A 12,607-nucleotide genomic window follows, 5' to 3' on the forward strand; every position below is an offset into this window, starting at 1 on the left:
GATGGAGAGTGTTTTTGCAGTGGTGGTCGGCATCTTGTATGCGACCGGTCTATATCTGATGGTGCGGCGCAGTATTGTCAAGACCATCTTCGGTCTGGCCCTCCTCGGCAATGGTGCCAACCTGCTGATCTTTACCGTTGGCCGGCTGAGCGCCGGTCGCCCGCCCTACGTTCCGGTCGGCGCCCTGGAGCCGCTGCCGCCGGTGGCCGATCCTCTCCCCCAGGCGCTGATTCTCACCGCCATCGTCATCGGCTTCGGGGTGCAGGCCTTTGCCCTGGTCCTGATCAAGCGGGTTTATCAAGCGGTCGGCAGTGATGATGTCGATGAAATGACGACGACCGACCGGATTGGCGACGACGGAGGGCAGGGATGAGCAATCTCCTCTTTCTCCCTCTCATCATCCCGCTGGCTACTGCCGTCGCCTGCTTGCTTTCCTGGCAGCACCGGGGGGTGCAACGGGTCATCAGCCTGATCGGTGCTGCCTTCCTGCTGATTGCCGCGGCCGTCCTGCTGGTCACTGTGCAGCAATGCGGTGTCCTCAGCGTCCAGGCTGGCGACTGGTCCGCTCCTTTTGGCATCACCCTGGTGGCCGATCTCTTCAGCGCGCTGATGGTCTGCGTCGCCGGCGGCATGGGGCTGGTTGTGGCGATTTATGCTTTGGCGGATACGGAGGCGGAATACGAGCGACTCGGTTATCATCCCCTGATGCAGGTCCTGATGCTCGGGGTCTGCGGCTCCTTTTTGACCGGCGATCTCTTTAACCTTTATGTCTGGTTCGAAACCATGCTCATCGCCTCCTTTGTCCTGCTGGCCATAGGTGGCAAACGTGACCAGATGGAAGGGGCGATCAAGTATGTCGTCCTTAACCTGATCGCCTCGGCCCTCTTCCTCGCCGCGGTCGGCATTCTTTACGGGGTGGCCGGCACCCTCAATATGGCCGATCTGGCGCGCATGCTGCGGACAAGTGAAAGTTCCGGTCCGATTCCGGTGATTGCCATCCTCTTCTTTCTCGCCTTCAGCATCAAGGCAGCGGTCTTCCCCCTCTGCTTCTGGCTGCCGGCGTCTTATCACACGGCGCCGATAGCGGTGACCACCATCTTCTCGGCGCTCCTCACCAAGGTCGGGGTCTATGCCCTGATCCGGATCTTTACCTTGATCTTCTTTGTAGAGTTGGCGGCGTGGCAGCCCTACATCCTGGCGATTGCCGGCTTGACGATGGTGGTCGGCGTCCTTGGGGCGGTGGCTCAGGATGAGATGCGGCGGCTCCTCTCCTTTCATATCGTCAGCCAGATCGGTTATCTGATCATGGGATTGGGATTACTCACCCCGCTGGCACTGGGAGGGGCGATCTTCTTTCTGGTGCATGTCATTGCCGCCAAGTCCGCACTCTTCCTTGCCACCGGCATGGTGCTGCGTTTGACCGGGACGACGCAGTTGAAAAAACTCGGCGGCCTGTATCGCTATCAGCCCCTGTTGGCAGGGCTTTTTCTGGTGGCGGCTTTGGCGCTGGCCGGCATCCCCCCCTTGTCAGGCTTCTGGGCCAAGTTGGCACTGGTCTGGTCCGGTCTGGAGAGCGGCGACCACTACCTCGTCGTTGCGGTGGCCTTGCTGGTGAGTCTGCTCACGCTCTTTTCCATGACGAAAATCTGGGCGGCGGCCTTCTGGAAAGCGGCCGCCGTCAACGGTGCGGGGAGGATACCGCCCCCCCTGTCGCGCCGGGAGTACTGGCAGCTGGCTGTGCCGACGGCGCTTTTGACGGCGACGACGCTGCTCATCGGCCTCTGGCCGGAGCCGTTGTACGCGCTCTGCATGGATGCGGCCCGTCAACTCCTGGTGCCGGATGCTTATATCTTTGCGGTTTTGGGGGTGCATCCATGACCCCTTTTCTCACCAACCTCCTGCTGGCGCTGGCCTGGGTGGCACTGACCGGGCAGTACGATGCCGCCAACTTTTTTGTCGGCCTCTTCCTCGGTTATGCCGCCCTGCGCATGACGCTGCGCGGCAAAAGTGTTGCGGCTTATGGGACCCGTCTGGCCGCCATTGCCGGTTTTATCCTCTTCTTCCTCAAGGAGTTGATCATGGCGAATCTGCGCCTGGCCTATGATGTCCTTACCCCCCGCCATTATATGCGCCCCGGCATCGTCGCCATCCCCCTTGATCTCAAAACAGATCTTGAAATCACCGTACTGACGACGCTGATCACTCTGACCCCCGGTACTCTCAGTCTGCATGTCACTGATGATCGTCGCACCCTCTACATTCATGCCATGTACATCGATGATACCGAAAAGCTGATTCGTAATATCAAGGACGGTTTTGAACGCCGGGTGCGGGAGGTGCTGCAATGACTCTCTCCGGCTATATCCTGCAGATCATCCTCCCCCTGCTCAGCTGCGGTCTGGTCGTCGCCTTTATCCGGCTGCTACGGGGCCCGACCCTGCCCGATCGGGTCGTGGCTCTCGATCTCATGGCGACCCTGATCATCGCCATCTCCGCCGCTTATTCGGTCGTCACCGATCAGCCGGCGTACCTCGATGCGGCTATTGTTCTCGCCCTGATCACCTTTCTCGGGACCGTGGCTTTTGCCTATTATTTGAACCGGAGGACGACCCATGTTTAATTTCTGGGTGGCCGGACTCCTCTCCATCGGCGCCCTCTTTGCCGTCATTGCTGCCGTCGGCATTCTGCGCATGCCGGATTTTTACATGCGCATCTCGGCGACCACCAAAGCCTCGACCCTCGGCGCCACCTTTATTCTGGCGGCGACCGCCCTGTACTTTGACGATGCCGCCGTCACCGGCAAGATTATCGCCATCATCGCCTTTATTATCCTGACCACGCCGGTGGCAGCGCACATGATTGGCCGGTCCGCCCACCGCAGCGGTGTCCCGCTCTGGAAAGAGAGTATCCGCGACGATCTCGCCGCGTCCGAACACGCGTTTACGACCATAAAAGAACCAGAGGAGAGCTGAAACGATTATGAGCCCCCGATTGCACGAGTTGCGCGAACATTTCTACAAGATTATCTTCGAAGCCGAGACCAAGGCGGGGAAGGCCTTTGATCTTGCCCTGATCTTCTTTATCCTCCTCTCGGTGGTGCTGGTGATGCTCGACAGCATCCCCGGCATCCATGATGTTATCGGTGTCTGGCTCCTGGGCGGGGAGTGGCTGATTACCATCCTCTTTACGGTGGAATATCTGCTGCGACTAAGCGTTGCCCGGCGGCCGGGGCGTTATGCCGGGAGTTTCTACGGTGTCGTCGATCTCCTCTCCATCCTGCCTACCTACCTCGGCATCTTCTTCCCCGGCATGCACTTCTTGACGACTGTGCGGATTCTGCGGATCTTGCGTATCTTTCGGGTCCTTAAGCTCGTGCAGTTTCTCGGCGAAGGGAATAACCTGTGGCTGGCGCTGAAACGGAGCCGCCACAAAATTATCGTCTTTCTGACCACGGTGCTGACAGTGGTCATTGTCGTCGGCAGCCTGATGTACACGATTGAGGGGGCAGGGTCGGGTTTCACCAGCATCCCGCACAGTATTTACTGGGCGATTGTCACCATGACGACAGTCGGTTACGGCGATATTGCTCCGGTCACCCCCCTTGGGCAGTTTGTTGCCTCGCTGCTGATGATCACCGGCTACGGCATCATCGCCGTTCCCACCGGGATTGTCACGACGGAGATGATGCGACCGACAGTGCCGCCGGTCGGGGGAACCTGCCCCTGTTGCGGGAAGAAGGTGGATTGATTGATTTGGGGCGCCCCTTGTGGGTGCCCGGTTCAAGATCAAAATCGGGCACCCACGAGGGGCGCCCCTACCACCGTCGGGGAGATTGTGGGCACTTTCAAATCTCTGACAACGCATGAATATTCGATCGGCGTCGCAAAATCTCGCTGGCCGTCCTTTCCCGGCCGGCTCTGGTAACGCAATTATTTCGAACGGGTGATCCGCAACGATGCGGAGCTGTGAAAATTCCGTGACTACATTCTGAGCAATCCGGCCCGCTGGGTTGTGGATGTTGAAAATCCGCACAACCATTAGGCCCTATATAACCGCAGCGGCGATATCCATAACAATGGCCTGCTCGTTACACGTGAAGACAACTTTACAGCCCCTTGCGGCATGCTAAAATCTTAGCAGGAGCGATGGTTGCGTGGAGCCGTCTCGGATTTGTTGTCTGCTCCGGGTGACCCGACCGACCGAAATGGGCGCTCGTCCCGAGGTGTCGCGATGGCTGAGATGGAAAGTCCCTATGGCAGTCAAAGAGCCGGCCATGTCTGGCCGGAGTGGTATGGCGGCCTCGCCGCCTACCGCAACCCCGACAATTGGAAAGCCGCCGGGCAGCTGGCTAACACCCTTCTCCCCTATTTTGCCCTGTGGTACCTGATGGTGCGCTCACTGCAGCTCGGCTACCCGTATCCCGTCACCCTCCTTCTTGCCCTGCCGGCCGCCGCCCTGCTCGTGCGGATCTTCATCCTCTTTCACGACTGCGTGCACGGCTCCTTCTTCTCTGCCAAGGGGGCGAATACCTTCTGCGGCTACCTCTGCGGTCTCCTGGTCTTTACCTCCTTTGAGAACTGGCGCTTCAGCCATCTGCGCCATCACGCCACCTACGCCAACCTCGATACCCGCGGCTACGGCGACATCTGGACGATGACCAGGAGCGAGTATGCCGGAGCCGACCGCACCACGCGCTGGCAGTACCGCCTGTACCGCAATCCCCTGGTGATGTTCCCCCTCGGCGCACTCTACAGCTTCCTCCTCGGCCACCGCCTCCCGACACGCAATAGCCGGCGGGCCGAGCGGATGAGCGTCCTCCTCACCAACCTCCTCCTCCTCGGCATCTCCCTGCTCGTCAGTCACTTCATCGGCTGGCGGATCTACCTGCTGGTGCAGATCCCGGTCCTGGGGCTGGCCGGGGCCGCCGGGATCTGGCTCTTTTATGTCCAGCACCAGTTCAGCGGGGTCTACTGGGCGCGCAAGGAAGAGTGGAATCCGCTGCGCGCCGCCATGGAGGGGAGCTCCTTCTATCGACTCCCGCCGCTGCTGCGCTGGTTCTCCGGCAATATCGGCTACCACCATATCCACCACCTCGGCCCCCGTATCCCCAACTACCGGCTGCGCGCCTGTTTCGCCGCCATTCCGGCGTTAAACGCCAAAGCGCCCCTCACCCTCGCTGCGAGTTTATCGGCGGTGCGCCTGAAGCTCTGGGATGAGGAGGCGCAGCAGCTGGTTGCTTTTGATTGATTGCCGGTCTGTTGCCTCCCCCTTTGGCAAAGAGGAATGAGGGGGATTTCGCAGTCATTTTATTGACTTTGATTAAATAGTCAGCTCTAATGCCGGTCACAAAAAGGGGGACGCCCGTCGGGGCCGGCGTTCTTCGCGACCATCTTCACCGCCGCCCCGGTTTCGTCCGAGGTGGCGGTTTTTCTTTGCGGGTGAGTCGATTTTTTGTGGGTGCGGTTGCAGTCGCGGGGGCGGGGTGAGTGGGGACGAGAAGATTGATATTTTTAAGCGGGTGGATGGATCTTATTGGACCTCTTCGTCTGGATAAATGTGCCATTTGGGAAGATCAGCGGTTCACGCGCGCGGGTGCGCGGGGCCGGTCAAATACGAGTTAGATTTTAAAAAATACTTAACAGGACAATGACATGGACAATTACCAAGACCCGAAACCAGGCAAAACTTACATCAGCCCCCGACTTGACTCATTCGGCGATCCTGAGCGTAAGGTTCGCATAGCGACTAAACTTATTGAACAACCGAGTACGTATGCGTTCGCAAAGATTAAGGACGAACTTGTCCTGCGGCATAAGGAAAATGCAGAATCTTGCATAACAGCAAAGTTTTTTGAAGACGATCGGGGAATCTTCGTTCTCAGTATCCAGGGCTACACTGTAGCAACCAATAAGCCGCGTAACGCCAGTTTTTCATTCATCGGCGATGAGATTGAAAAATTAGTTGAGTTCCTAAATCACATTCAGGCTATGCCGATCAAGAACAGCGGTCCACTGAAAATCACCGACGAAGACCTACGAAAAATTGTTCTCTCCAGCGTTCAGGCGCAAGCCATCTTTCATGACAACCAAGAGCTATTTGCAGAGATTTTACGCTCGGAAATCACCAAAGATGATTTGGTTGCGGTTGGCTTTCGCAAACGCCAACTGCAAGTGTTCCAAAGGCTCCTTGAAGATGTCGAATATTTCAATGACGTCAAGACTAAAAAGCAGTGCTCCAATGAAGCAGTGTGGCAGCGGTTCTTTGAGAAGAACCCATGGATATTCGGTTATGGCCTGAGCTACATTCAGCTATCAGGCCTGGATGACAGGAAGCTTGAGCAAGTAGTACATGGGCATACGGTCACTGAGCCTGGTAAGAGGGTAGATGCCTTGCTTCGTACTCGCGGAGTTATTTCGAGTCTATGTTTCGTCGAGATCAAAACTCACAAAACACCACTACTTCAAGGCCAATCATATCGCCAAGGATGCTGGGCTCCTTCGTCTGAACTTACCGGAGGCATATCACAGGTTCAGGGCACGGTTGCTCTTGCTACGGAAACAATACGCACTAAACTTTCGCTTGTGGACGATGTTGGAAATCCAACAGGCGAGGAGGCATTCAACTACTCTCCAAAATCATTTTTGGTTGTAGGCAGTCTGCAAGAGTTCGTTGGTGACCACGGCATCAACCAGGAACGCTACCGCTCATTCGAACTATTCAGGCGAAATACGACAAGCCCCGAGATCATCACTTTCGATGAACTCTATGAACGCGCCCGGTTCATCGTTCAACAGTATGAAGCTTAACTCTCGGCTGGGCTAGGCCCGAAAGCTTCCGGTCAGCCTGGCGTTAAGCCGCGCCACCCCAAGCCTGACCAAAGAGTAAGGAGGCTGCCGTATGAAGCATCACAACGCAGTCCGTATTGAGGGGCATGTAAGCGCGGGGTTTGAGCCTGTACGCGATGCCTTCATCGAGAACTTCTCGCAACGTCATGAACTGGGAGGTGCTTGTTGCGTCTACCGACGCGGCGAGAAAGTTGTCGACTTGTGGGGTGGGGTGCGGAACAAGGCGACCGGCGAGCTCTGGGAAGCGGATACCATGGCCCTCGTCTACTCGACCACCAAGGGCCTGGCGGCCATGACCCTGGCGATCGCCCATTCGCGGGGGTGGCTCGACTACGACGAGCCCGTTGCCACCTACTGGCCGGAGTTCGCCCAGCAGGGGAAGGAGCGGATCACCGTCCGCCAGCTGCTGGCGCATCAGGCCGGCCTCTTTGCCTTCGATGAGCAGGCAGACCGGAGCCTGATCGCCGACCTCGACCGGCTGGCGGTGGTGCTGGCTCGCCAGAAACCGGCATGGGAAGCGGGGACGCGGCAGGCCTATCACGCCATCACCCTCGGCTACTACGAAAGCGAGCTGCTGCGCCGCATCGATCCGCAGCACCGCAGCCTGGGGCAGTTCTTTCAGGACGAGATCGCCACGCCACTCGGCCTCGACTTCTACATCCGTCTCCCCGAGACGATCCCGAATTCACAATTGGCGACCCTTGACAGCCCCGGCCTCCTTGCGCGGCTCCTCGGCTTTCCGCTCCGTCTCTCGCTCGCCCTCTTTAATCCCCGCGCTAACATCGTTCGGGCAATCGCCGGCTCCATGCTCTTCCACGACCCCGAGCGTATCTATGTCCGCAACTTCGAGGTGCCGGCGGGGGGCGGCGTCGGTACGGCGCGCGCCATCGCCCGCGCCTACGGCGTCTTCGCGACCGGTGGCCGCGAACTCATGCTCCGCCCGGAGACGCTCCGCGCACTGTCGGCACCGGCTGTTCCGCCGACCCGCGGCTTCTATGACGAGTGCATGCTGAACGACGGCGTCCACTTTACCCTCGGCTTCATGCAGCACTGCCCGGTCTGGCCCTTTGGGAGCGCCGGTTCCTTCGGCATGCCCGGCGCTGGCGGCTCCCTCGGCTTCGCCGACCCCGAGAGCGGCATTGGCTTCGCCTACGTGACCAACCAGCTGGGGACAGCGCTGGTCGGCGATCCCCGTGAGCTGGCGCTGCGAAACGCGGTATACTCCATCGTAGCAGGGGCGAGAGCCGGCTAACCAGGGGCTGGCGCTTAACCCTCATACGACTGGAGGTGCGCGCATGCGAAAGCTGAAGCTGAGCAAGGCCTTTACCCTGATCGAACCGGGGCCGGTGGTCCTCGTGACGACGCATGATGGAGAGAAAAGCAACATCATGACGATCTCCTGGACGATGGTTCTCGATTTCACCCCGCTCTTTGCCCTCACCACGGGGGCATGGAATCACTCTTTCGGCGCGTTGCAAAGGAACAGGGAGTGCGTCATTGCCATCCCCACCGTTGATCTCCTCGATACGGTCGTCGGCATCGGAACATGCTCCGGGCGGGACACCGACAAGTTTGCCAGGTTCGGGCTCACGCCGCTGCCGGGCAAAGTCGTCAGGCCGCCCCTGATCAAGGAGTGCCTCGCCAACATCGAATGCAAGGTCATCGACATCGTGACGCAGCACAACATCGTCGTCTTGGAGGGGGTTGCCGCCTACATCGATTCCGCTCGCCAGGAGAAACGCACGCTGCACGCGGTTGGTGACGGCACCTTCATCGTCGACGGGATCAAGATTGACCGGAAGAAGATGATGGCCTCCAAGCTCCCAGCGGGAATTTAAGAAAATACGGGGCACCATTCCTGTTACATCTGAGCCTGGTAATTGGTAAGGTGTCCGTGTCGTTCGTCCGGTTCAAAATTAAAGTCGGGCACCCACGAGGGGCGCCCCTACCGAAAAGCGACCACAATAAATATGACCAAAAACCCCCATTTCACCTATCGCCCGATTGGCATCCTGTGCTCCCCCTATGCCCGCCGCATTGATGCCCCTCATCAAAGCACGGTGGTGGAAGGGACGGAGAGCGGTGAGTTGGCGCTTGCCACTCTGGAGCTGGAGGATTGGCTGGACGAAAAAGTCCTTCAGGATCTGAGCGGTTTCGACCGGCTTTGGCTTATCTTCGCTTTTCATCGCAGTGAAGGCTGGAAAAGCACCGTCAAGCCGCCGCGGGGGGGAGAAAAGCGGGGCATTTTCGCCACCAGGTCTCCGCATCGTCCCAATCCTATTGGCCTGTCGGCGGTCGAATTAGTCAGGATTGAAGGTCGGACGCTGCACCTGCGCGGGGTTGACCTCCTCGATGGCACCCCGGTTCTCGATATCAAACCCTATGTGCCCTACGCGGATGCTTTTCCGGAAGCCAGGGCCGGCTGGATCGACGAACTCGATACCAAGCTGGGGCGTTATTTTGCGCCTGGACCGAAAAAACCCCGGTAATTCAGTAGGCTGGGAGGACACACCGGTCTGTCTTTGCCATCCGTATGCATTTTTCCTTACTCCCGTCGCACAACAAAACAGCGTGGCTTGTCTGTTTTCCGGTATCCGGTACTCTTTACAGTGGAAAAACTCGTCCTCCTCCTTTATTGTTTTGCAGCGTCTTTCGCACTGTCAGCTCACAGTAGAACAACCTCGAAAGGAATCATCAGATGATGAGGGTGCTCGTATCCATTTTTGTGGCAGGGATTATGAGTGTCAGTGTCTGTGCTGCTGCCCCTCCGGACAAGACACCCGCCCAGACAATCATTGCCCCTGTTCCGCCGCCGGCACCACAAGTAGCGTCTGAAGTGGTTCTGTTGGATGAAAAACCGGTCCTGACAATTTCCTCAGGGGTTCTTTCCTTTACGCCAGCGGAGCGAGCTAGGGCGATTTCCGAACGATTGGCCAGATTGATCAGTAGTCCGCTGCTCACGGCCGAGATGATCATGGTTGCCAACAATGAGGTCACCAGCGATATCGTGGTGAAAGATCTGGTGCTGATGGCCGTGACCGAGGCGGATGCGCAGACCCAGGGCAAATCCCGCCAGGAGTTGGCGCAGGAGTATGTGGAAAAGATCCGGAGTGCGGTCATTGAGTACCGTTCGGAACGGAGTTTACGACAACTTTTCATTGATGCTGTTCAGGCCGTGGCGTTGACGCTGCTATTGGTTGTTCTGCTCTTATTACTCAAGCGCTATCTCCCGCACGTGGAAGCCCTGATTACCTCCTGGAAGGGGACCCGTATCCGTTCGATCCAATTTCAGTCCATTGAAGTCCTCAATGCCGACCGGATCGTGGCGATGCTCCTGTCATTCCTCCGTTTTATGCGAGTGATGCTGGTGATCGGCCTGCTCTATCTTTATATTCCCCTGGTATTGAGTTTCTTCCCGATGACCGAAGGGGTAGCGGCCCGGCTCTTCGGTTATATCGAGACGCCGGTGGTCAGGATCGGGCAGGCGGTGCTGGCTTATCTCCCCAACATCTTCTTTGTCGCCGTAATTTGCGTCTGCACCTATTATGTTATCCGCTTCAGCCGCTTCCTGTTCAACGAGGTGGAGAAACAGCACATTTCCCTCCCCGGTTTTTATTCCGATTGGGCGATGCCGAGTTTCAAAATTGTCCGCTTTCTGATTATCGCCTTTGCCGTGGTGGTCGCCTTCCCTTATCTCCCCGGTTCTGATTCCCCGGCCTTTAAAGGAGTTTCGGTCTTTCTCGGAGTCCTCTTTTCCCTCGGTTCGACTTCGGCTGTCGCCAATGTCGTGGCCGGGACCATCCTCACCTATATGCGGGCTTTTACCCTGGGGGATCGGGTCAAGATTGCCGATACCATGGGGGATGTGATCGAGAAGACCTTGTTGGTGACCCGCATCCGGACGGCGAAAAACGTCGATATTACCATTCCCAACGCCATGGTTCTGGGCAGCCATATTGTTAACTACAGTTCTTCGGCGCGCCTTATTCTGCATACAACCATCACTATCGGCTATGACGCGCCCTGGCGGCAGGTGCATGAATTGCTGCTGGCCGCAGCCGCTTCAACTGAAAGGATTCTGCCGGATCCGCGCCCCTTTGTGTTGCAGACCGCCCTCAACGATTTTTATGTCAGTTACGAATTGAACGCCACCACCGATGCCCCCTCGGCGATGCCGGTCATCTATTCGGAGCTGCATAAAAATATCCAGGATCATTTCAACGAAGCCGGCGTTGAGATCATGTCTCCGCATTATTCTGCGTTGCGGGATGGTAATACAATCACGATCCCCGCGAATTACCTGGCAGCGGAATATCAGCCGGCGACGCACCGGATCAACATCACGGGCGACGCTGGCTGTTCGTCCATCTCATCTTCAGGAGGTAACAAATGAAACTGACATTTATTGCGGCACTGCTTGTCGCAGCTCTGGCGGCTTTTTTTGCCATACAAAATTCTCAGGTCGCCACAGTGACCTTCCTCGGCTGGTATTTTGAAGCACCGCTGGTGATGGTCCTCTTGATCACCTTTGCGGCCGGCGCTCTGGCGGCAATGCTGATCATGTTCCCGGCTTCGATGAAAAAATCTTTGGAGATCAAGCGTCTCAAGGCGCAGATTCCTCCACCGCCGCCACCGGCAGGAAGCGTGGCTGGAAGCCCGGCGTCTGGCTCGCGCCTACCGGGACCCTATGAATAGAGGTGTCGCCCTTCGCTTGGGGCACGATCTTTATCTTTTTGAACCGTGTGCCGATGTAATTCAGGACAGCGAAAAGAAGGACGTGTTGACTAATGATAAGCGCTTTCCAGTGAAGGCAGTCAGTCGTCTTGATGGAATCAGCAATCCTATTTACAAAAAAAAAATAATGGTATATTTTAGTTTAAAAAAATTCTTATTAACCCTAAAAGGAGTTGAACATGAAAATGAAATCTTCACTCGTGTTGTTGGTTGGTTTGGTTGGTATTTTAGGCGCAGGTTGTACTTCTCAGCCCAACACGGTCGGGAAGTTTATGATCGAGCAGTCGAAAGCCACCATGGAGTTGGGAAAACAGTGGGAAGCCGGGAAAAAGCGTGTTGTCGATGGCGAAAAAGCCATCGCAGAAGGCAAAGACACCATTGCGAAGGGCGAAGCTCGCGTGAAGGAAGGAGAGATCATGGTTGTCGAGGGGAAAAAAATGAAGGAAGAAGCTGAACTGATTTTCTCAACCCGCTTCCCGGGACAGTCTCTGGAAAACCTCAAATAAAATAGAGGGTTGATGGCAAATATTATTTGGTTTCGTCTGAGGTTTAAAAGCCCCACAATGCATATAGGCCTTGTGGGGCTTTTTTGGTTAATGTTGCAATCGTGGGGAGGGATGTCGGGTATTCAGGTTCTAAAAGTATATAGGTTTTGAAAACGAATTAGGCTAAGAGCGTTCATAGCGCATCAACTACGACTTGGGAAATTTGCGCCGATTCGCTATGACATCTGGGAAAAAAACTTTGCAAACAGGAGGTTTGGTATGACTGAGGACACGGTAGCATCAGAAAAAAAACTCGATTCCGGCGCAGGCAGTGGAGAACAACCGAAACAGAGCGTTAACAAATCATTTATTGTTGGCCAATGGCGTTTGATTATCATTTTGTTGCTGGTTATTGCCGTCGCAGGTATGTATGTGTGGAAAAACGTTGCTGTCAACAGAACTACGGTACACCTGACGGAAAAGGCAGATCGGATCATAACGGACCAGAACAGGATGTTTCTTCGACTCGCTGTCGTGCCGCTG

Annotated in this window: 15 protein-coding genes; all 15 read left to right on the top strand. The window is 56.6% G+C overall.

Annotated features, from left to right (window positions below):
* Position 1 precedes the first annotated feature (1 nt).
* Positions 2 to 373 (top strand): Na+/H+ antiporter subunit C, encoded by a 372-nt coding sequence (locus CVU69_03290; GenBank protein ID PKN13336.1) that lies wholly within the window; start codon positions 2 to 4, stop codon positions 371 to 373.
* Complete coding sequence (locus tag CVU69_03295; protein ID PKN13337.1) at positions 370 to 1,878, top strand: Na+/H+ antiporter subunit D; 1,509 nt, start codon at positions 370 to 372, stop codon at positions 1,876 to 1,878. Before CVU69_03290 ends, CVU69_03295 begins: the two co-directional genes overlap by 4 nt.
* Entirely contained in the window at positions 1,875 to 2,348 is a 474-nt protein-coding gene (locus CVU69_03300) for a Na+/H+ antiporter subunit E (protein PKN13338.1), read from the top strand. Before CVU69_03295 ends, CVU69_03300 begins: the two co-directional genes overlap by 4 nt.
* Complete coding sequence (locus CVU69_03305; GenBank protein PKN13339.1) at positions 2,345 to 2,620, top strand: cation:proton antiporter; 276 nt, start codon at positions 2,345 to 2,347, stop codon at positions 2,618 to 2,620. The genes CVU69_03300 and CVU69_03305 overlap by 4 nt, the downstream gene beginning before the upstream one ends.
* Entirely contained in the window at positions 2,613 to 2,972 is a 360-nt protein-coding gene (locus tag CVU69_03310) for a Na+/H+ antiporter subunit G (GenBank protein ID PKN13340.1), read from the top strand. The genes CVU69_03305 and CVU69_03310 overlap by 8 nt, the downstream gene beginning before the upstream one ends.
* Positions 2,973 to 2,979: 7 nt before the next feature.
* Positions 2,980 to 3,747: an ion transporter gene (locus CVU69_03315; protein PKN13341.1), complete on the top strand. Its 768-nt coding sequence runs from the start codon at positions 2,980 to 2,982 to the stop codon at positions 3,745 to 3,747.
* Positions 3,748 to 4,230: 483 nt separating this feature from the next.
* On the top strand, positions 4,231 to 5,247 hold the full coding sequence (locus CVU69_03320) for a fatty acid desaturase (protein ID PKN13342.1): 1,017 nt from the start codon (positions 4,231 to 4,233) through the stop codon (positions 5,245 to 5,247).
* Positions 5,248 to 5,651: 404 nt separating this feature from the next.
* The gene (locus CVU69_03325) at positions 5,652 to 6,806 is read left to right on the top strand and encodes a DUF4263 domain-containing protein (protein ID PKN13343.1); all 1,155 of its coding nucleotides are present in this window, start codon (positions 5,652 to 5,654) and stop codon (positions 6,804 to 6,806) included.
* A gap of 91 nt (positions 6,807 to 6,897) precedes the next feature.
* Positions 6,898 to 8,097: an EstA family serine hydrolase gene (locus CVU69_03330; GenBank protein ID PKN13344.1), complete on the top strand. Its 1,200-nt coding sequence runs from the start codon at positions 6,898 to 6,900 to the stop codon at positions 8,095 to 8,097.
* Positions 8,098 to 8,140: 43 nt separating this feature from the next.
* Positions 8,141 to 8,683 carry a flavin reductase gene (locus CVU69_03335; GenBank protein PKN13345.1) on the top strand — a complete coding sequence of 181 codons (543 nt, stop codon included), beginning with the start codon at positions 8,141 to 8,143 and terminating at the stop codon, positions 8,681 to 8,683.
* 132 nt (positions 8,684 to 8,815) lie between these two features.
* Entirely contained in the window at positions 8,816 to 9,334 is a 519-nt protein-coding gene (gene tsaA / locus CVU69_03340; GenBank protein ID PKN13346.1) for a tRNA (N6-threonylcarbamoyladenosine(37)-N6)-methyltransferase TrmO, read from the top strand.
* A gap of 212 nt (positions 9,335 to 9,546) precedes the next feature.
* On the top strand, positions 9,547 to 11,238 hold the full coding sequence (locus CVU69_03345) for a mechanosensitive ion channel protein (GenBank protein PKN13360.1): 1,692 nt from the start codon (positions 9,547 to 9,549) through the stop codon (positions 11,236 to 11,238).
* Positions 11,235 to 11,540, top strand: coding sequence for a DUF1049 domain-containing protein (locus CVU69_03350; GenBank protein PKN13347.1), 306 nt, complete (start codon positions 11,235 to 11,237; stop codon positions 11,538 to 11,540). Before CVU69_03345 ends, CVU69_03350 begins: the two co-directional genes overlap by 4 nt.
* 218 nt (positions 11,541 to 11,758) lie before the next feature.
* Entirely contained in the window at positions 11,759 to 12,085 is a 327-nt protein-coding gene (locus tag CVU69_03355; protein PKN13348.1) for a hypothetical protein, read from the top strand.
* A 258-nt stretch (positions 12,086 to 12,343) separates the two neighbouring features.
* Positions 12,344 to 12,607, top strand: a 264-nt coding sequence (locus tag CVU69_03360) for a hypothetical protein (protein ID PKN13349.1), incomplete at its 3' end; no start/stop codon positions are given.

It is taken from the genome of Deltaproteobacteria bacterium HGW-Deltaproteobacteria-4, assembly GCA_002841765.1.
Taxonomy (GTDB): domain Bacteria; phylum Desulfobacterota; class Desulfuromonadia; order Desulfuromonadales; family UBA2197; genus UBA2197.